Genomic DNA, 18,876 nt, shown 5'->3' on the forward strand with positions numbered 1-18,876 from the left:
CCTTTACTGGGTGGCGATAAGGGCAGTGGTGCTCTTCGGAATTGCTTATTGATTGGCCAATTTGGCTTTGGCGCGCTGCCAAGCCTCTTCTAGCTCTTCAATGGTCTCTGCGGACATTTCTCTGCCTTGTTCAGTGAACTCCTCTTCCACCTCGCGGAAGCGACTTTCGAAGCGCAGGTTGGCACGCCGTAGGGCAGTCTCCGGATCTACCTCTAGATGACGGGCCAGGTTAGTTACGGCAAAGAGCACGTCGCCGATCTCCTCTTCCAGGCGTTGGGGGTCGGCTGAGTCAATCTCGGCCTCAACTTCTTTAACTTCCTCATCGATCTTGTCCAGCGCACCGCGGTAATCTGGCCAGTCAAAGCCGATCCGCGCGGCCCGTCGCTGCAGCTTGCAGGCCCGGGTCAGGGCAGGCAGGGCGGTGGCGACATCGGCAAGGACGCTGTTGTCAGCGAGTTTGGCTTGGCGCTCCTGCTCTTTTATCGCTTCCCAGTTATCTACCACTCCGTCCGCATCGGCGGCTTGCAAGTTGCCGAATACATGTGGATGGCGGCGGATCAGCTTATCCTGGAGGGCTTGAGCAACATCTTGGAAGTTAAAAAGATTTTGCTCGCTGGCCATTTGGGCGTGGAAGATCACATGGAGGAGCAAATCGCCGAGTTCGTCCTTGAGGCCATTTTCTAGGTCGCCGCTCTCTATAGCCTCGGCTACCTCGTAGGCCTCTTCGATGGTTTTTGGGGCAATGGAGGCGAAATCCTGCTCTATGTCCCAAGGGCAGCCGCCCTCGGGGTCGCGCAGTTGTGCCATTGTGCGGAGTAGCCTTGCGATGCTGTCCATGCTGTTTTACTTGGTATTAAGAGGTGAGTGAACTCATGGGCCGCACAGGCCCAGGCAATTGGTCGAGTACTATACTAACCTTTGGGGTGGCATTGCCATGCATTGCCGGTACGCGGATGCGGTGAATCCCTACCTGGGAGGGTCCTTGAAATCTCCCCCGAGCCAAACGGATTGCCCGGTGTGGAGGACGCCGTAAATCCGTCCTTGGAGGCTTCATGGCGCCATCCCTGGCGCCAAGACCTCCACCCCGGGGCAATCCTCCGGTTGGCTCGGGGGAGATTTCAGAGGCGGCACCTGGAGTCTTCACGGCCACCGGGGTTTTCGAAGTTCCCATTAAGCTGTGATATACATTAGGATGGTGAAGCGGATAAGCCACGGTTTTATCGCTCTACAATGTACGAAGAGCTTTTGGGTTTAAGCAGGGTTGGAAAGCCTAAATGACCACCTATGATGCACCACCACCGTCGGGTAGCGGGCCTGTTACCGAGCGCGGCGAGCGGACGCGGCGCAAATTGATCGGTGCCGCTGAGGCTGAGCTCGGAGAGAAGGGCTTCCATAAGGCCTCGATCAGCAGTATTACCCAGCGGGCGGGTATCGCTCAGGGCACATTTTACCTGTATTACCGTTCCAAAGAAGAAATATTTAGGGCATTGGTCGAGCACATGAACCGCACCATGCGTCGCCACCTTAGCGAGGCTATTGACGGTGCGCGCGATAGGCTTGAGGCCGAGCGTTTGGGGCTAGGGGCCTTTTTGAGTTTTTGCCGCGAGCACGGTCACCTCTATCGGATAGTCATGGAGGCGCAGTTTGTAGATCCTGAGGCCCATCAATATTTCTTTCGCTCCCTGGCTGACAGCTATGCGGAACGTCTCAGGCAGGCGCAGCAGCGTAATGAGGTGAGTGATGGCGACCCACATGCTCAGGCTCTGGCCTTGATAGGAATAGCCTTCTTTATGGGCCAACGCCATTGGATCTGGGATCAGCCGCCTACTGATGAAGATGCCCTCGCGACTGCGACCGCCATCATTGAAAAGGGCTTGACTCCACCTTCCACTCGAGGTGGCAAGTAGCCGTTCCTCTTCAACCAGGCAAGGCTAGCAACCTCAAGCCTTACTAACCTTCAGGAAAGTATTATCAGGTAGCGCCTATACGTGGTCTCGACCACAAGGGTGCAACCGTGAAGACTCTAGGTGCCGCCTCTGCAAGCTCCCCCGAGCCAACCGGCTGCCCCGGTGTGGAGGTCTTGGCGCCAGGGATGGCGCCATGAAGCCTCCAGGGATGGATTCACGGCGTCCTCCACACCGGGGCAGCCGGTTGGCTCGGGGGAGCTTGCAGAGGTCCCCATTGGAGTCTTTATGTTCGCACCCTTGGGTCCGAGGCCGAGTATAGGCGCTACCTGACCAAACTTTCCTAAAGATCACAAACGAAGAGCACAGCAGATACCCGCCTGCCTTCACTGGCTAGCAGATTAAAAGTCTGGCTAGCAGCCGAAGTGGTTATCGCCTCGCAGCCAATCTCCTGGGAAATAATCCCGCGAATAATCTCACGCTTGGGGAAGATCTGCGTGGGTCCTGTACCAAGTAGGATCATCTCCGGCTGCCAGGCTAGTAATTGCTGCAAGTCTTGCAGGGCCAAATCTGTTATCCGTTCGGCGGCTAAGTCGCAGCTCAGCGACTCTGGGGTGAGAATAACACTCGTTGTGTACTGTTGCCGATTGATGGTTATGGCCCCAGGCTCATAAGAGTTGACTCGGTAAACGCTAGGGCTGTCGTGACGCGATATCCGCATTGTGCTGTACCCAGAACGATCGACGGCAAAGTTTGCTAGGATTTGACAGTGGAATCTATACGCAGTAGGTTTCCACGCTTAACCTAATCCCTTGTATCCCGTCTTTGTTGAGGTTAGTTGTGGACGCTGATCTGCCGAAAGCCGAGTTCCCCAGGATCAAGCGGCTGCCGCCCTATGTGTTCAACATAGTAAACGAACTGAAGGCAGACGCCCGTAAGCGTGGTGAAGATATTGTCGATTTCGGGATGGGGAACCCTGACCAACCGACCCCGCAGCACATTGTAGATAAGCTTTGTGAGGCTGCACAACGCCCGGATACCCACAGATATTCAATGTCGCGAGGGATCCCCCGGCTACGCCGTGCTATAGCCAACTGGTACGCGGACAGGTATGCGGTTGACCTTGATCCAGAGAGCGAGGCGATAGTCACGATTGGATCGAAAGAGGGGTTGGCGCATCTGGCCCTGGCCACTCTGGGGCCGGGTGATGCCGTGCTGGTGCCCAATCCAGCCTATCCGATACACCCTTATGGTGTGGTTATCGCAGGGGCGGATATTCGCCACGTGCCCATGATCCCGGGGGGTGACTTTTTCGCTGAACTCAAAAAGGCTATCCGCGACACCTATCCAAAGCCGAAGATGCTCATCCTCAATTTCCCCTCCAACCCGACAGCGCAATGTGTCGAGCTGGATTTTTTTGAAAAGGTGGTAGCGGTCGCGCGCCAAGAGGGGATTTGGGTCGTGCAGGATCTGGCCTATGCTGAAATTGTCTTCGATGGTTATAAGGCACCGTCGATCCTTCAAGTTCCTGGCGCCAAAGATGTGGCAGTGGAGTGCTACTCGCTGTCCAAGACGTACAATATGCCTGGTTGGCGGGTTGGCTTTGTGTGTGGCAACCCCGATTTGATAGCAGCGCTGGCTCGCATGAAGTCGTATTTAGACTATGGGATGTTTACGCCCATTCAAGTAGCGGGCATACTCGCCCTGGAGGGGCCGCAGGACTGTGTCGAGGAGATTCGGCAGATGTATCGATGTCGCCGTGATGTGCTCTGTGATGGCTTGGAGGCGGCAGGTTGGCCTATTGAGAGGCCGCGGGCGACCATGTTCGCTTGGGCCCAGATACCAGAGCCCTATCGCGAGATGGGATCATTAGAGTTCTCGAAAAAGCTGTTGGCTGATGCCAAGGTGGCAGTCTCTCCTGGGATAGGCTTTGGCAGCTACGGCGATGACTATGTCCGTTTCTCATTGATCGAAAATGAGCACCGGACTCGTCAGGCGATCCGGGGTATTAAGCAGATGCTTCGGCGTGAGATGGGGTAGAGTGGCGCTCTAAAAGGGGCTTTTGTGGTTCCCAATCGAGGGCTGATGAGAGGCTTGCGCAGGGTTAAATAAGCAAGTGGTGCTGGATGCAGATAGCTACTGCAGTGGATGGTTGTTGATACTCAGATTTGTTGTTGGAGGTTAAGGGCTTGAAACCGGTAAACGTGGGCATGCTGGGCATCGGAACCGTCGGTTCCGGGGTGGTCAACATTTTGGAGCGTAATGCTGATGTCATAAGTCGCCGGGCGGGGCGGGAGATTCGGGTCACCCATGCCTCGGCGCGTCATCCTGAGCGTCCGCGTAGTTGTCGGCTAGAGGGTATAAAGCTAAACACCGACCCATTTGAAGTGGTAGATGACCCGCAGACCGAGATCATTGCTGAACTGATCGGCGGTGAGGAGCCAGCTCGGGAGCTTATCCTGCGCGCGCTAGATAACGGTAAGCATGTCGTTACGGCGAATAAAGCCCTGATCGCCCAGCACGGTAACGAGATATTTGCGCGAGCTCGCGATAACGGTGTGACCGTGGCCTTTGAAGCGGCTGTGGCCGGTGGTATACCGATTATTAAGGCCGTTCGTGAGGCTCTTACCGGCAATCGGATCGAGTGGCTTGCCGGTATCATTAACGGTACCGCCAACTATATCCTTACCGAGATGTTTTACGAGGGGCGCGAATTCGGTGATGTCCTGGCCGAGGCACAACGCCTTGGTTACGCCGAGGCGGATCCCAGCTTTGACGTAGAGGGCATTGATGCGGCACATAAGCTGACCATCCTGGCGTCGATAGCTTTCGGTATACCGCTACAGTACGACAAGGTGCACGTCGAGGGCATCAAGCACATTAGTCGCGATGATGTCGAATGGGCTGAAGAACTCGGCTTTCGTATCAAGCACTTAGGTTTGGCATTCCATGAAGAGGGGGGGTATGCCCTGCGCGTCCACCCGACGCTGCTGCCGCGTAGGCATATGCTGGCGAATGTTGATGGCGTTATGAACGCGGTTATGGTTAAAGGCGACGCTGTCGGTCCGACCATGTATTACGGGGCGGGGGCTGGAGCGGAGCCAACCGCCTCGGCGGTAGTTGCTGACATGATAGATGTGGTTCGCGAGTTCAACCTTGAGCCCGAGAATCGGGTACCTTATCTTGCGTTCCACACTCACTCGCTCTCGAATGCCCCCGTACTGGATATACGTGATGTGCAGCCTGCCTACTATCTGCGTATGTCGGCGCGTGATGAGCCAGGGGTGCTTGCCGAAGTAACTAGAGTGTTGGGGGACTTTGGCATTTCGATAGAGGCAATTATCCAAAAGCAACCGGAGGCAGGGGCTGATCATGTCCCCATAATTATACTCACTCACCGCGTCCATGAGCGCCAGATGGACGCTGCAATTGAGAGTATAGAGAAACTCGACAAGGTTTCTGGTCGGGTAGTGCGTATACGTGTTGAGAGCCTGGAGTGAGAGCATGCCGTTTCGTCCCCGTTACACTGGACTAATCTCCAAGTACATAGATCGCCTGCCGATCAGCGATGATGTGCGCATTATCGGCCTGGGTGAAGGTGGCACCCCGTTGATTCAGTTGAGCAATTTACCTAAAGCAATGGGGCGTGACGTTGATTTGTTCGTCAAGTTTGAAGGCCTGAATCCAACCGGCTCTTTTAAGGACCGTGGCATGACCATGGCCGTAACTAAGGCGGTGGAGGAGGGCGCGAAGGCCATAATCTGCGCCTCAACCGGTAATACCTCAGCCTCCGCTGCGGCCTATGCGGCTCGGGCAGGTATTGCCTGTTTCGTGCTCATACCAGATGGCAAGATCGCCATGGGTAAACTCGCCCAAGCGATCATGCATGGTGCTCAGATACTGCAGATTCGGGGTAATTTTGATGCCGGCATGCGTTTAGTCAAACAGCTTGCCGAGCATGCCCCGCTGACAATAGTCAATTCGATCAATCCGTATCGGCTTCAGGGTCAAAAGACGGCGGCTTTCGAAATAGTGGAAGAGCTCGAGCGGGCTCCTGATTACCACTGCCTACCGGTGGGTAATGCTGGCAACATCACCGCTCACTGGATAGGTTATTGTGAGTGTAGCGGCAGCGCCCATGAGCAGAAGCTTACCGAGGCTTGCTCGCTATGCCAGGGGCAGTGTCGCTTCGCCTCGGCGATGATTGATAAGCGTCCCCGTATGGTAGGCTATCAAGCTGCCGGTGGTGCGCCGTTCATGCGTGGTGCGCCGGTGGACGATCCGGACACCGTTGCCACTGCGATCCGTATCGGACATCCTCAATCGTGGGATCACGCGCTTGCTGCTAGCCGCGAGTCAGGGGGCTGGTTCGATGAACTGAGCGATGATGAGATACTGCAGGCCCAGAGGGCTCTGGCTGACCACGATGGGGTTTTCTGTGAGCCGGCTTCAGCTACTTCTCTAGCCGGGGCGATGAGGGATATTGGCAGCGGACGAATCCCTGAAGGTAGTACTGTGGTCTGCACGCTGACCGGTCACGGCCTTAAGGATCCTGATGTGGCTATTTCGCAAGCAGGAGACGCTGTGCAGACCGTTGACGCTGACTACGAATCGGTGCGTAAAGCTATTATCGCTAGGCTTTGAGCAGCGCTAGGGTACTGCGTCTTTACTTGCCAGGATTGCTTGGCCCCCTGCCTGGGCCGTTGGCCGAGGATGGGTTGCCACGCCTGCCGGCACTGGAGAGATGGCTGGCAAGGGCGGTACGGGATCGGGTTGGGAGGCACCCTGCTAGATACCCAGACTATCGCCAGGGGCGACAGCCTGAGAACCATTCATCAGGGAAGTGTGGTGGTCAGGCGAATATATCTGCAGGGCAGAAGAGCCACCCAGAGTCGCTTATAGGTGGTTTTGGACCACCTTGCACAGGGTCTGCCGCTTTAGCCTGGCTGGCTGACGGGGGTAATCCGGGCAACTGTGGTTGGGCCCGCGTTATGCCGGTACATCTAAGCCCAGAAGGTAGGTCTGCCCGGCTGGTTGAGGTCGACTTAGGTGGGCAGGAGGCTGAGCAGCTGCAAGCCGCGCTGAATGAGCATCTCGAGGCTGTTGGCCTGCAGTTGCTTATATCGGGCGCCGGCAGGTGGTTTTTGCGCGGTGATGATTTACCGCCTGGCCGCTCTGACCCGCGGCTGCTTCCGGGTGGTAGGGTAGATTACCTTATCCCTCGCTCGACGGCCAATTTGAGTTGGTCCAAGCTCTGGACAGAGCTGGAAATGTCACTGTTCTCGCAGCGGCTCAACACCGAGCGTCAAGAGCGTGGCTTGCCTCCGGTAAACTCGCTCTGGGTCTGGGGGGTAGGACGCTGCCCGCAGCCGCCTGAACACCTGCCATGGCAGAGGGTGGCTAGCGACAGTCCCGAATGGCGCGGGTGGACTCTTCTGGCAGGTGGTATGGCCGGGGAGAGTGTGGAAGAGGCGCTAAATTGTTCAACCGATTCGGTTCTTATCCACTGCTCCAGGCTTAGCGAGGCTCTAAGCGCGGAGGATTGGCCGGGCTGGTTGAAGGCTGTAGAGTTTGTTGAGCAGAGTGTTATTGGCCCAGCGCTGGATATGCTGAGCGTAAGCAAGCGGCGGAGTCGGTTATGGGATAAGGCGGAACTATGGATAGATGCCGATGCTCCGCCTATAGTTCTCACCAAGTCCGATATATGGCGTTTTTGGTTGCGCCCTAAGGCGTTTGAGAAATACGTGGTTCACGTGGTTCAACAGGGGGGTTAGAGAGCCCACTTAAAGGGAGGTTTCGGTGGCCTCACGCATACGTCGCCGCGCTGCTCGGCAGCTACCCGATGACTTGTCTGACGATATACATCCGGTTCTGCGTCGTGTCTATGCGCGGCGTGATATTGCTACGGCGCGAGATCTCGATTTGCGCCTATCTCAACTTGCCCCGCCCGAAGGTATGGTCGATCTGTACTATTCAGCCAAGTTGCTGGCGGAGGCGCTATGCGAGCGTGAGCGGATCTGTATAGTCGGTGACTTCGACGCCGATGGGGCTACAGCGACAGCCTTACTTGTTACCGCCCTGCGCGATATGGCCGATTGTTGTGGCGGCGATCGCCAGCAAATCACCTTTCTCATCCCCGATCGCTTTGAGTTAGGTTACGGTCTAAGCCCCGAGGTTGTCGAGCGGGTCCGGCCATGGGCGCCTAAGTGGCTCGTTACAGTAGATAATGGGGTCAGCAGCAATGAAGGAGTAGCTGCAGCAAACGCTGCCGGGATGAGGGTTATAGTCACTGATCACCACAGCCCTGGTGAGCATTTGCCTGCGGCTGAGGCGATAGTCAACCCGAAGCGCCAAGACGACAATTTTATCAGTGCCAATCTTGCTGGTGTCGGCATTGCGTTCTACCTGGCCGCCGCTATGCGCAGTTATTTACAGCAAAATTGTGACTTGACTGATGAGTTGCCAAACGTCGCCGACCTGCTTGATTTGGTGGCTGTCGGCACCGTTGCTGATTTGGTGTCCCTGGATACCAACAACCGCATACTGGTCGAGCAAGGATTGCGGCGTATCCGTGCTCGCCGTGCCCGCCCCGGCATATACGCCTTGCTCGAGCAGAGCCAGCGCAAAGCAGAGACTCTCGTTGCCAACGACCTAGCCTTTGCAGTCGGACCGAAACTAAATGCCGCGGGAAGGATGGATGATATGACCGCGGGTGTCGACTGCTTGTTGAGCAAGGAAGCTGATCAGGCCCGGTCCTTGGCCTTGAAGCTCAACTCTCTGAACAGCGAACGGCGTGAGGTTGAGAGCCGCATGACTGATGAGGCATTGGAGGAGATTGATCAGCGGGTTGAGGATATTGGTCTGGGTCTTTGTGTCAGCGCTGCAGGCTGGCATCAGGGAGTGGTGGGGATACTGGCGGCACGCTTAAAAGAGCGCTATCAGTGTCCGGCGATCGCCTTTGCCCCTGGGATGGATGGTACATTGCGCGGTTCTGCGCGCTCTATACCTGGATTGCATATCAGGGATCTTCTGGCCGCAATCAAACGGGACTATCCGCGGTTAATTGAGCGCTTTGGTGGCCACGCGATGGCTGCTGGCCTAACCATAGCAGGTGATAAGTATAATGAATTTCGCGAGGCTTTTGCCGCAGCTCTGCACACCAGCCTTGGCGGCGAGCTACCGCAACAAGAGTACGCCACCGATGGGGAGCTCAGTAGCGATGAGATAAACATGGCTACGGCAATGGCGCTGCGCTATGGGGGGCCTTGGGGAATCGGGTTTCCAGAGCCAAAGTTTGACGGCGTTTTTAGCGTCTGCGATCAGCAGCAACTGCGCGGTGGCCACTTGCGACTTACCTTGGGGGACGAAGCGTCCGCTAAGCGGTGGGAAGCGATTGCCTTTGGTGCAGTCGAGAAGGGTTACGATAAGTTACAGGGTAGGGTTAGGGTGGTTTATTCTCCCGATGTAAGGGAGTTCCGAGGCAAACGGTCGTTACAGCTAAGATTAGACTACATGGAGCCCGCGTGAATCCAATCGTGGCCACTAAATAACCGAACTGCCGCGGTATATCCGTAGATCCTGGCGCCATCCTTGGCGACAAGATCGCTGTAGCGTGCGTGTTGTGAGACTCCAACTGGCAACCTTGCTCGGCTGCCAAGCAGGGAGCGGTTCAGTCCCCTAATATTGTTGTCAGTGCCCCACTAGCTTCCTTGTCCTCGTTTAGTACGAGTATTTTATCCCTTACCGTCTCAGCGCCCAGCTTCAACTGCAGGTCGGGCAACTCGTCTTGATCGATCTCCTCGCGCGATTCGATCGGCTCCAGGCCGTGTGCTTCACGACGTTTATTGTGCAGATCAACCAAGGCCTGCTCACGCTTCTCTTGCTCCTTCTCACGAGCTTCGCGGTTTAAGGCGATGCTCGTCTCCTGACGGAGTTCACTTTGATAGTCCAATTCTCGCTGGAAGGCCTGAAAGGCCTCACTCTCCTCGATCCGTTGATTATGCTTTTCCAGCAACCGGTCGATTATAGCTGAGAGGTCGTAGTGCTTGGAGACCTCGAGTGGCGCAATCCTGTTGGCAGGTAGCGGGTTTTCTGCGGCACGCTCTCCGTAATCGTCCCGATCAAGGGCGGTTGGGAGAACGATGTCAGGGGTTATGCCATCCAGCTGCGTGCCTTCGCCGCTGACTCGGTAGAACTGCGCTATAGTTAGCTTGAGCCTTCCTGCGCCGCCGTTTTCATCGTTATTTAAGCCATGAGCACTGAGATCAATCATGTGCTGAACAGTGCCCTTGCCGAAGGTCTGAGCACCTAGTACAACTCCCCTGCCGTAGTCCTGGATAGCGCCGGCGAGGATCTCGGAAGCGGAGGCGCTAGTGCGGTCAACCATGACCGCGAGTGGCCCATCGTAAATCGGTTCTTGTTCAGGCTCACCCAAGTGGTCAATGCTGCCATCATGGTGCCTTACCTGGACTGCCACCCCGCCGCCAGTGAATAGGGAGGTTACGCCGATGGCCTCTTGTAAAGCGCCACCAGAGTTGCCGCGCAGGTCAATCACTAGCCCGTCTATACCCTCTTCCTCAAGCTCGTTGAGCAGATTCTGAACATCGCGAGCGGTGCTGCGGAAATCCCCTTCACCTGCCTGAGCTCCACTGAAGTCGCGGTAAAAGCGCGGTATCTCGATAACACCTATACGCTTGGTGCTGTCCTTGAAAGGTTTCTCGATTATCCTTTTTTGGGCAGCTTGATCCTCAAGGGCGATCTTATTGCGGACCAGCTTTACTTCGCGTGGTGAAGTGTCGCTGGCCCCGGAGGGAGGCATTACCTTGAGTCTTACAGTCGACTCTTTAGGGCCGCGGATCAGCTGCACAACGTCGTGCAGTTGCCAACCGACGACATCCTTCATCTCACCATCTTCGCCGTCGGCGACACCGATGATCCGCTCACCCGCCTCAAGCTCTCCGGAGCGCTCCGCGGGGCCGCCGGGGATAAGCTCGACGATCTCGGTCATGTCCTGGTCCATGGTGAGTTTAGCGCCGATCCCCTCAAGCTCTAGGGACATCTCCATGTCGAACTCTTCTGAGCGGCGTGGTGAAAAATAGCTGCTATGTGGGTCGAACGCTCGCGCCCAGGCATCCAGGTATTTTTCCGTGATATCGGTGTGCTCGGCTTCTTTGGCGCGTTCCAGGGAATTCTGGTAGCGTCTTTCTAGGTTCTCGCGGATCTGTTCCGTGTCGCGGTCTGCGAGTTCTAGGGTCAACGCGTCATGAGCGATGCGCTTTTCCCACAGGCGATCAAGATCGTCACTGCTGCTAGCCCACTCCGCCTCGCGCCGATCCTGCTCAAAGCGTTCATCGGCATCAAATTCTGGGGTCGAATCGAGCATCTCAAGTGCTTTGTTGACGCGTTTTTCAACCCTGTTGCGGTAAGTCTCGTGGAGATCGAAGGCAGCCTGCAGGCGGGTTTGGGAATCCTCTTGCTCGGTCGCAGCCATCCGCGAGCGGAACTCCTCTACATCTTCCTTCAATAGGAAGAATCGCCCCGGGTCGAGCAGCCGCAAGTAGGCGTCTGCTGCATCGACTAGAAGATCGTTCTCGCTGCCGCGTTCACCGTAGTGATAAGACTGAAGCAGCTGGGTCACAACCCGGGCCTTCTCCAGATCGTGCTGCTGCGGAGCCAGTTCCTGCTTATCAGTCTCCTCTGCGTTAGCGCTGCTCAGGGCGGTAACCGGGGGAGTCCCAAGTGCCACGGCAAACGCGCCGCTGAATAGAAGCAGGGAGAGAATCAGGGCCGATTTTGATATAGTTTTGCGCGACAAGTTGTGCCTCCAGTCTCCACGCATAATGTGCCTACCCCGCATTGTACAACTTTTATCTCTGCGATATGACAACACAAATTGCATTTATATCCATTTGAGGAGGGGCTCGAATCTCCTCATATGAATTTACGGCTAACCGATTGGGAAGAAGAATGGGTAGTAGACTTCCGCGAGAGAACCGCATCAGTGGTTCAGATGGCCTGACTCTTGAGCTTATAGGTGAGCCGGCCCGCCAGCCCTCGGCACCGCGCCGGGCGCCATTACTCTTCATTCATGGTGCATTTGCCGGGGCTTGGGTTTGGCAGTATAACTATCTGCCTTACTTTGCCGGCCTTGGTTACGATGCCTTTGCACTGAGCCTACGCGGCCACGGCGCTAGTGAAGGCAGAGATCGTTTGGCCACTACGACTCTCAAAGACTATGTAAACGACTTGAAGAGCGTCGCTGCTCAGTTCGAGAGGCCGCCAATTCTCATTGGTCACTCCATGGGTGGACTGGTAGTAGACATGGCCCTGAGTAGCCGGGTCAATGCCTCGGCAGCGGTATTATTGGCCGCTGTGCCGCCGACGGGGATGGGTCCGGCAGCAATGCATACAATGTTGAGCGATCCGGCAATGATCTGGCAGATGTTTTTGCTGCAAAGCATGGGGCCATCATGGGTTGATCCGCAATGCGTTCAGCGCGCCATATTTGCCGATCCGCCTGAGCGGGAACTTGTGCTGGAGTACTTTGGTCAAAGCCAATCGGAGTCGCAGCTTGCACTTTCTGAGTTGGCGATTCCGTATTGGCCCTGTAGCTCTCTTGGACAGGTGCCCGTGGGTGTAGTTGGAGCAGAGAAGGACGCTATAGTCCTGCCGTGGATGGTCAGCACTACAGCCTGGTTTCATGGTGTTGAGCCCTACTGGATACCTGGTGCTGGTCATGCAACGATGCTGGAAGATGGTTGGATTCATGGTGCTGAAATTGTAACAAAATGTCTCGGTACCCTTGGATAGGTGCCGCTGTCTTGACTATCATCGGCTCGGCGTTAGTTGCAGATTCTTTGCTTGGGCTATACGCGGCAACTGTGAAGCCAGTGAAACTATAATTAACATGAGGATAAGACTATGAAAAGATTGGCAATTATAGCAGCCAGCGGGGTTATGTTTGCGTTCAGCGGTGCGGCAATGGCTGATGGCCAGTCCATCTATGAGAGCGGCACTTCGCCGACTTGTGCCTCATGCCATGATCGTGGTACCGCCGGTGCGCCGAAGATCAACGAGCCGGGCGACTGGGACGGCATTGATTTGGATGCCGAGGCCCTCGTTGATAGCACTATGGACGGCAAAGGCGCTATGCCTGCTTACGACGGCCGCGCAGATCGCGATGAGGTCAAGGAAGCCGTTGAGTACATGCTCTCCACTATCGAGTAATCTAACGCTTTCAGGCATAGGGAGGTGCCGGGCCGCACTGGCTGAACGCAGAGGCGTATCCTGTTAACTAACGAGAGCTGTCATGCAGGGTTGCGTTGCGGTTGGCGGTGGCAGCAATGGATGCAAAGCTGGCGGTCGCCCCGGGTTGCTCGAAAAAGTTTTCGTCAACCCGGGGCCTGAACTATTAGGTAGTAGATAGCCTGATTCTGCCTTACTCCTCTCTAGGAAACTTAATGATCTTCTGGAGCTGTTCGCCGTCCCTTTCGATCAGCAGCGGCAGCCAGGTGCCATGGGGTTGATTTTGGACCGCTTGCTGGAGATCTCGGGGGTGGGTGATTTTTTCGCCTGCCGCTTTAATTACCCGATCGCCGGTAGCGATGCCGGCATCAGCTGCGGGGCTCTCTGACAGAACCTGAACTATTTTCACTAGCTCTTCGTCGTCCATCTCCATGCCGACCCCCATGCGCGGTGGTTCAGGGTCGTCAGCTTCAGGGGTGGCAACTACAAATAAATAGTCTGCGCGGTTGTCTTGCGGACAGGGCTGCCCGGCCTCATGAGGTAACAGCACAACTACATCATCATGGCCTAAGTCATTGAGTTGAAAAGGTATTCCGTGACCGTATTGGGCGTGGCCCATGCCGACAATACCTACTACCGGAGCGCCGTGATCGTCGTGGGCCTTTTTCAGCCCTTCCGCCATAGCCCTGTCCCAGAAGGTCTGTGCTTCGATGAAGTGTTGCTGGTCAATATCGCCGGGGTGGCGTTCGAGCACTTCGGCTAATTGCTGTTGGTAATCTTCCAGTGGATCTGCCGGCTTGCTGACCCCTTCGCGCTGTTCGCTGCTAAGTTCATCCAGGCCTATCTCGCGGACTTTGCGGACTGTAGCGCGGTCGACGTTAATTGCTTGAGATGGAATTTGGTGCATGCGTACGAAATGGAATAGCGGCATGTAGAGTTCTGGTTCAAAGCCCCAGACTTCATCCCAGTTGGATTTGCTAAGAAATGAGTCCTCGGTTAGTTGGCCATCTATCCAGCTGTCTACTGCCGCTTGACTGCTGCGGGGAAACATTTCAAACCCTACGGCAGTCAGCATTCCTTTGCCGAGCAGTCCAGATAGCATATGCAGTTGCCAGCGGTGGTGTTCACTGCTGTCGTGACGTTCGCCGAGCAGGATGTAAGAGGCATCACCAAGTCGATTTATTGTTTCTGCGGTGCTGAGTTCTTCGTCCGCCTCAGTGGAATACCAAGTGCCAGGGGTGCTGCAATCTGGCTCGGCCGCGAGCGAGCCGCAGCCGAGTATGGTGCTTGCAGCAAGTGCGGTGCTTATGACAATAGACCGTTGGCGCATTATTTGTTCCCTATATGATGTATCATAACCACAATCGTACCGGCATGGGCTCGGTGTTTGCCAGATGGGAGATCCTAGAGCTACACCAGAGACCACCTCTAAAGCTCCCCCGGAGCCATTGCCTGTCCCGGGGTGGAGGACGCCGTGACTCCATCCCTGGAGGCCTCATGGCGCCATCCCCGGCGCCAAAACCTCCACACCTGGAAAGCTAATGGCTCCGGGGAAGTTTTAGAGGCGGCCCAAAGATTGTTGAGTCTCTGCGGCTGCTAAGAGAGGATCCAGAGTTTGAGCTGCTGAATATTAGATAAGGTTTTGCAAATGTCGAGTATTAAAGGGATACCAGTAGTAAGTGGTGCTAAAGTTGAGCGCGACGGGATTTCTGTCATTAAAGATGGCATTAAATCCGGTAATCGCGCTGCTGCGAGCTCCCGCCAGCGCAAGCCTTCATGGCTGCGGGCCCGGGCACCTGGCGGTGCAGGGTTCCGTCAGGTGCGCGAGATCGTCAGTGGACACGGGCTGCACACCGTTTGTGAAGAGTCGTATTGCCCCAATATGGGTGAGTGCTGGAGCCACGGTACGGCAACATTCATGGTGCTCGGTTCAGTCTGTACTAGGGCTTGCCAGTTCTGTTCGGTAGATACTGGCAATCCTCGTGGTCGGGTAGAAGAGGATGAGCCTCAGCGTATCGCTGAATCGGTGCAGCTCATGGGGTTGCAATACGCGGTTATCACCTCGGTTAACCGTGACGATCTGTCCGACGGGGGAGCAGCTCATTACGCTGCATGTGTGGACCGTGTGAAGCAACTTAACCCGGAAACAGCCATCGAAGTTTTGACGCCCGATTTTAATGGTGAGGAGCAGGATATTGCAGTGGTTGCTCGCTCAGGCCTGGAGGTTTTCGCGCACAACTTGGAGACGGTCAGGCGGTTGACCCCAGAGGTTCGTGATCGCCGTGCTGATTACCTGCAGAGCCTGGAAGTTTTGGCAGCCGCTAAGCGGGCGAACGGTAACATCCTTACCAAATCGAGTTTGATGGTCGGGCTGGGCGAAGAAGAAGAGGAGATAGTTTCTGCTCTTGAGGATATGCGCCGCTATGATGTCGATATAGCAACCTTAGGACAGTATCTTCAGCCTACCCGCAACCATTTGCCGGTGCAGCGCTACTATAGTCCCCAGGAACTTAATAGCTTGCGTGAGACTGGTCTGCAGCTCGGCTTCCGCGAGGTCGTAGCAGGCCCTCTGGTGCGCTCCAGTTATCGCGCCGAAAGGGTTATGGAGCAGAACAACGTCGGCATAGATAGCAGTGAACAGCAGAAATAAGAAGTGCTAGGGCTTTTTGGGATCTGCAAGTGTAACCATCAATGATGTCCTTAACCGCAACTGAATTGGCGTGGCGTGATAGGTTGTTGGAGTCTGCCTCACGGGTGGCAAGGCTGGCCTGTGGTTGCGGCATATTGGTGATGCTTGTCTGCGGCGATGCTTTTCCAGAGGCCTTAGCAAGCTCAGAGGAGCAAGAACGGGAACAGGAGCAGGAGCAGGGGATTGGCGAGGTAGGGGCAGCAACAGAAGAAGAGTCCGCAGACGACGAGCGCGACGAAGATCAAGAGCAGGCCGAGGAGCCAGCATATAGCGATCTTCTCAAAGGTGAAAACGGCGAATGGCAGCGTGAAATACTGCGTTTTGAAATTGAGGACGGGGTAGATGTTGTCGGGGCAAGTAAGACCGTCGAGGTGGGCGAAGATGAAACCCTGCTCGACATCGCCATGCGGTACGCCGTTGGCTATGAAGAGATCCGCCTGGCCAATCCGGATATTGATATCTGGTTGCCGGGTGAAGGCACCAAGGTAGTTATACCCAGCCAATTCTTGTTGCCTGATGTAGAGCGGGAGGGAATAGTCATAAACCTTGCCGAGATGAGGCTCTACTACTTCCCGCCCGGAGAGGATGTTGTGGAGACCTTCCCGGTCAGCATCGGCCGTCTGGATTGGTCTACCCCGCTGGGGGAAACAGAGATAACCGAGTTGATTGAGGATCCGGTTTGGTATCCGCCGCGTTCTATACGCGAGCAGGCTGCCGAACAAGGCGAAGATATGCCTCGCCTGGTGCCTCCAGGTCCCGATAATCCTCTGGGCGAGCATGCCATACTGCTCGATATTCCGGGGTATTTGCTACACGGTACCAATCGCCCATGGGGTATCGGTATGCGCGCGACCCATGGCTGCATTCGCCTACATCCTTTCGATATTGATCACCTGTTCGGCCAGATTGAGCGTGGCACCAGGGTGAAGATTATCAATCAACCCTTTAAGGCCGGCTGGTCGGCCAATGGACAGCTGTACATGCAAGCCTTCCCTTTGATTGAGGAGGAGGAGCAGCAGCTTGACCGACAGGATAAGATCGCCATGGCGGCTGATGCTGTTGCTAGGGCCTTGGGCGAGCGCCGCCATCGGGTCAGAGGTGAACTGGTGCGCGCCGTAGCGGCCGAGCAAAACGGCAACTTAATCAAGATTTCCCGTTCGGGAGGCGACAGCCCCCTAAATTTAGAGGAATTAACAAACCACAGCCGGGTAGGGCATATTAAAAAGATGCCCGCGAGGTAAGAAACCATACCTTGCGGGCTTGATATTCTCAGCTCAGCCTATTTGTGCATCGCCCGCTCAAACATGCGGTCGATCTTCTCTTCATTCTCTTCTGCTTGGCGTTGGGCAGCTGCGGCCTTTTCCAAGGCTTCTTCAGCCTTGGCGTTAGCATCATCTGCGCTCTCTTCGGCTTGCTCTGCCTTGGCTAGGGCTTCTTCGGCCTTTTCCAGGGCCTCTTCTGCTATTTCGCGGGTTTCCTCCATTTCTTCCAGCAGTTCATCCATGCGCTCATCCATGCGTTCATCTACGGCCGTGTTTAGCTCGTCAGTGTCGATAGTGGCACAGCCTGAGAAAACGGCAAGCGCAGAGATTGCTACAGTATATTTTGCAGCGTGTAATAGTCGTTTGCTCATCTAAAACTCCTGTTTCGTAAGGATTTGGTCTGCTTAATGCATGGGGCGAATGCTAGCGGATATATACACGTGTGCCAACTTCTACCATCTTGCTAAGGGCCTCGATTTGATCATTCTCAAGCGCAACACACCCATCTGTCCAGTTGGCAATACGATGAAGATGGACGTTTCCTCCGCCTACCCCATGGATACCTATCAGGCCACCTAGAGAGGTACCTTGCGGCGATTTGCCCTTCTTTCGACGCTGTTCTCGATAGGTTTGATATTCTTGGGCGCTGATTGTTCCGTCCTCTAGAGCTAGAGATGCCGCTTCTTCTGTGGGGTAATCAATGCTGATGAAAAGGTGATAGCGGCTCCTATTGGTAATGTAGTCGATCCTGAATTTGCCCAGCGGGGTGGTCTTGTCGCCGCGTCGGCGAGTCTTGGCCGTGCCGTTCTGGGCTATTGCTAGGTTGTGGAATTGGGCCTTAGGCCGTTTGCCTGTGTATACGGTTAGAACATAATCGCTCGTATCGACAAGTACCCAGCGCTCGTTGGTTTCTGGATCGAAGGGTATGCCATCCTCTAGTGCCAGAGTGGCCGGGGAGTATAAGCTCAAAACAAGTAAGAGCAACACGGCGATTTGCTTGGTCTGACAGACTAGGTTGTCCATAGCGAGTGCTCACTGATAAGGCAATCCCCGCCATTATCTCGCAAAGAGCGTGCAAGTCTCTAGGGAGTCTCTAAAAGCTTCCGCGGAGATCATCATTTACCCCGGTGTGAATGGCGCCAAGGAGGCAACTACCGAGGAATCCTCGGTCCTTCGTCAGGAAGGACAGCGGCAGGTTCGGCGGCGCATCAAGCACTACAACCTCGACACCATTATCTCCGTGGGCTACCGGGTGAACTCGCGCCGTGCCGTGCAGTTCCGCCAGTGGGCCACCCGTGTCCTGCGCGAACACCTCATCCAGGGCTGGACCCTGAACCGCCAGCGCTTCGAGGAAAACGCCCGCGAGCTGGAGGCCGCCCTGGCGCTGGTGCGCAAGGCGGCGCATAGCCCGGAACCGGATGTGGGCAGCGGTCGCGGCCTGGTGGATATCGTCAGCCGCTACGCCCAGACCTTTTTGTTGCTGCAACGCTATGACGAGGGATTGCTGACCGAAACCCGCGCCGAACTCATTGACCCGGACTCACGGCGCCCCAAATTTGGTGACTACCCGCCGGATTTCTTCGACTTCATAATCTTAGTGATGCCAAAAGCTATCTTACGGAAAACACATGTGGGACTACTGCTGCTCGGAGAGCCCCGTATGACGGGGGGTGATAAATTTTTTATGGGCAGGTGGATACGGATTCTGTACTTGGGGGGTCGATAAAAAAATTCGGGTCGGGAACAGCTGACATAAGCCAAAGGGCGTGATCGCTCA

At 55.6% G+C, this 18,876-nt stretch carries 16 protein-coding genes and 1 pseudogene; 11 read left to right on the forward strand and 6 right to left on the reverse strand.

Annotated features, from left to right (window positions below; all coding sequences use genetic code 11):
* Positions 1-45: 45 nt before the first annotated feature.
* Positions 46-837, reverse strand: coding sequence for a nucleoside triphosphate pyrophosphohydrolase (gene mazG, locus HH1059_RS04230; RefSeq protein WP_096408661.1), 792 nt, complete (start codon positions 835-837; stop codon positions 46-48).
* A gap of 437 nt (positions 838-1,274) precedes the next feature.
* Here mazG and HH1059_RS04235 point away from each other — a divergent pair, with 437 nt between their 5' ends.
* Entirely contained in the window at positions 1,275-1,907 is a 633-nt protein-coding gene (locus tag HH1059_RS04235) for a TetR/AcrR family transcriptional regulator (protein ID WP_096408664.1), read from the forward strand.
* Between the two features lie 340 nt (positions 1,908-2,247).
* Here HH1059_RS04235 and HH1059_RS04240 read toward each other — a convergent pair whose 3' ends face one another.
* Positions 2,248-2,625 (reverse strand): Mth938-like domain-containing protein, encoded by a 378-nt coding sequence (locus HH1059_RS04240; protein WP_096408667.1) that lies wholly within the window; start codon positions 2,623-2,625, stop codon positions 2,248-2,250.
* Positions 2,626-2,744: 119 nt separating this feature from the next.
* Between HH1059_RS04240 and alaC the strand changes: the two genes are divergently transcribed.
* From alaC to recJ, 5 genes are all read left to right on the forward strand, one after another.
* The gene (alaC, locus tag HH1059_RS04245; protein WP_096408669.1) at positions 2,745-3,944 is read left to right on the forward strand and encodes an alanine transaminase; all 1,200 of its coding nucleotides are present in this window, start codon (positions 2,745-2,747) and stop codon (positions 3,942-3,944) included.
* A gap of 149 nt (positions 3,945-4,093) precedes the next feature.
* Positions 4,094-5,404 carry a homoserine dehydrogenase gene (locus HH1059_RS04250; RefSeq protein WP_096410330.1) on the forward strand — a complete coding sequence of 437 codons (1,311 nt, stop codon included), beginning with the start codon at positions 4,094-4,096 and terminating at the stop codon, positions 5,402-5,404.
* Between the two features lie 4 nt (positions 5,405-5,408).
* Positions 5,409-6,548 (forward strand): threonine synthase, encoded by a 1,140-nt coding sequence (gene thrC, locus HH1059_RS04255; protein ID WP_096408672.1) that lies wholly within the window; start codon positions 5,409-5,411, stop codon positions 6,546-6,548.
* 347 nt (positions 6,549-6,895) lie between these two features.
* A complete protein-coding gene (locus tag HH1059_RS04260) occupies positions 6,896-7,678 on the forward strand; it encodes a hypothetical protein (protein WP_096408674.1) in 783 nt (260 codons plus the stop codon).
* A gap of 25 nt (positions 7,679-7,703) precedes the next feature.
* The gene (recJ, locus tag HH1059_RS04265) at positions 7,704-9,431 is read left to right on the forward strand and encodes a single-stranded-DNA-specific exonuclease RecJ (RefSeq protein ID WP_096408677.1); all 1,728 of its coding nucleotides are present in this window, start codon (positions 7,704-7,706) and stop codon (positions 9,429-9,431) included.
* 142 nt (positions 9,432-9,573) lie between these two features.
* Here the strand turns inward: recJ and HH1059_RS04270 are convergent, their stop codons facing one another.
* On the reverse strand, positions 9,574-11,718 hold the full coding sequence (locus HH1059_RS04270) for a carboxy terminal-processing peptidase (RefSeq protein WP_162549353.1): 2,145 nt from the start codon (positions 11,716-11,718) through the stop codon (positions 9,574-9,576).
* A 152-nt stretch (positions 11,719-11,870) separates the two neighbouring features.
* On the opposite strand from HH1059_RS04270, the gene HH1059_RS04275 reads away from it, so the two are divergent.
* On the forward strand, positions 11,871-12,713 hold the full coding sequence (locus tag HH1059_RS04275) for an alpha/beta hydrolase (protein ID WP_096408681.1): 843 nt from the start codon (positions 11,871-11,873) through the stop codon (positions 12,711-12,713).
* Between the two features lie 111 nt (positions 12,714-12,824).
* Positions 12,825-13,130: a c-type cytochrome gene (locus tag HH1059_RS04280; RefSeq protein WP_096408684.1), complete on the forward strand. Its 306-nt coding sequence runs from the start codon at positions 12,825-12,827 to the stop codon at positions 13,128-13,130.
* 211 nt (positions 13,131-13,341) lie between these two features.
* On the opposite strand, the gene HH1059_RS04285 is transcribed toward HH1059_RS04280, so the two are convergent.
* Entirely contained in the window at positions 13,342-14,478 is a 1,137-nt protein-coding gene (locus HH1059_RS04285) for a ChaN family lipoprotein (protein ID WP_096408686.1), read from the reverse strand.
* 318 nt (positions 14,479-14,796) lie between these two features.
* Here HH1059_RS04285 and lipA point away from each other — a divergent pair, with 318 nt between their 5' ends.
* Entirely contained in the window at positions 14,797-15,798 is a 1,002-nt protein-coding gene (gene lipA / locus HH1059_RS04290; RefSeq protein WP_096408689.1) for a lipoyl synthase, read from the forward strand.
* 41 nt (positions 15,799-15,839) lie between these two features.
* A complete protein-coding gene (locus HH1059_RS04295; RefSeq protein WP_231902017.1) occupies positions 15,840-17,078 on the forward strand; it encodes a L,D-transpeptidase family protein in 1,239 nt (412 codons plus the stop codon).
* Between the two features lie 38 nt (positions 17,079-17,116).
* On the opposite strand, the gene HH1059_RS04300 is transcribed toward HH1059_RS04295, so the two are convergent.
* Together HH1059_RS04300 and HH1059_RS04305 are read right to left on the reverse strand one after the other, a co-directional pair.
* Positions 17,117-17,470 carry an Lpp/OprI family alanine-zipper lipoprotein gene (locus HH1059_RS04300; protein ID WP_096408691.1) on the reverse strand — a complete coding sequence of 118 codons (354 nt, stop codon included), beginning with the start codon at positions 17,468-17,470 and terminating at the stop codon, positions 17,117-17,119.
* Between the two features lie 52 nt (positions 17,471-17,522).
* Positions 17,523-18,122, reverse strand: coding sequence for a L,D-transpeptidase family protein (locus tag HH1059_RS04305; protein WP_096408694.1), 600 nt, complete (start codon positions 18,120-18,122; stop codon positions 17,523-17,525).
* Positions 18,123-18,246: 124 nt separating this feature from the next.
* On the opposite strand from HH1059_RS04305, the pseudogene rhuM reads away from it, so the two are divergent.
* Positions 18,247-18,624: pseudogene (rhuM, locus tag HH1059_RS04310) on the forward strand (RhuM family protein); the annotation flags it as partial.
* Positions 18,625-18,876 lie beyond the last annotated feature (252 nt).

Source organism: Halorhodospira halochloris (assembly GCF_002356555.2).
Classification (GTDB): Bacteria; Pseudomonadota; Gammaproteobacteria; order Nitrococcales; family Halorhodospiraceae; genus Halorhodospira; species Halorhodospira halochloris.

Bases quoted from the DNA above. Each gene is read 5' to 3' on its own strand.
- HH1059_RS04285 (WP_096408686.1), bottom strand. From the start codon at position 14,478: ATGCGCCAACGGTCTATTGTCATAAGCACCGCACTTGCTGCAAGCACC.
- HH1059_RS04235 (WP_096408664.1), top strand. From the start codon at position 1,275: ATGACCACCTATGATGCACCACCACCGTCGGGTAGCGGGCCTGTTACC.
- mazG (WP_096408661.1), bottom strand. From the start codon at position 837: ATGGACAGCATCGCAAGGCTACTCCGCACAATGGCACAACTGCGCGAC.
- thrC (WP_096408672.1), top strand. From the start codon at position 5,409: ATGCCGTTTCGTCCCCGTTACACTGGACTAATCTCCAAGTACATAGAT.
- HH1059_RS04240 (WP_096408667.1), bottom strand. From the start codon at position 2,625: ATGCGGATATCGCGTCACGACAGCCCTAGCGTTTACCGAGTCAACTCT.
- HH1059_RS04260 (WP_096408674.1), top strand. From the start codon at position 6,896: ATGCCGGTACATCTAAGCCCAGAAGGTAGGTCTGCCCGGCTGGTTGAG.
- HH1059_RS04295 (WP_231902017.1), top strand. From the start codon at position 15,840: ATGATGTCCTTAACCGCAACTGAATTGGCGTGGCGTGATAGGTTGTTG.
- lipA (WP_096408689.1), top strand. From the start codon at position 14,797: ATGTCGAGTATTAAAGGGATACCAGTAGTAAGTGGTGCTAAAGTTGAG.
- HH1059_RS04305 (WP_096408694.1), bottom strand. From the start codon at position 18,122: ATGGACAACCTAGTCTGTCAGACCAAGCAAATCGCCGTGTTGCTCTTA.
- HH1059_RS04275 (WP_096408681.1), top strand. From the start codon at position 11,871: ATGGGTAGTAGACTTCCGCGAGAGAACCGCATCAGTGGTTCAGATGGC.
- HH1059_RS04300 (WP_096408691.1), bottom strand. From the start codon at position 17,470: ATGAGCAAACGACTATTACACGCTGCAAAATATACTGTAGCAATCTCT.
- HH1059_RS04280 (WP_096408684.1), top strand. From the start codon at position 12,825: ATGAAAAGATTGGCAATTATAGCAGCCAGCGGGGTTATGTTTGCGTTC.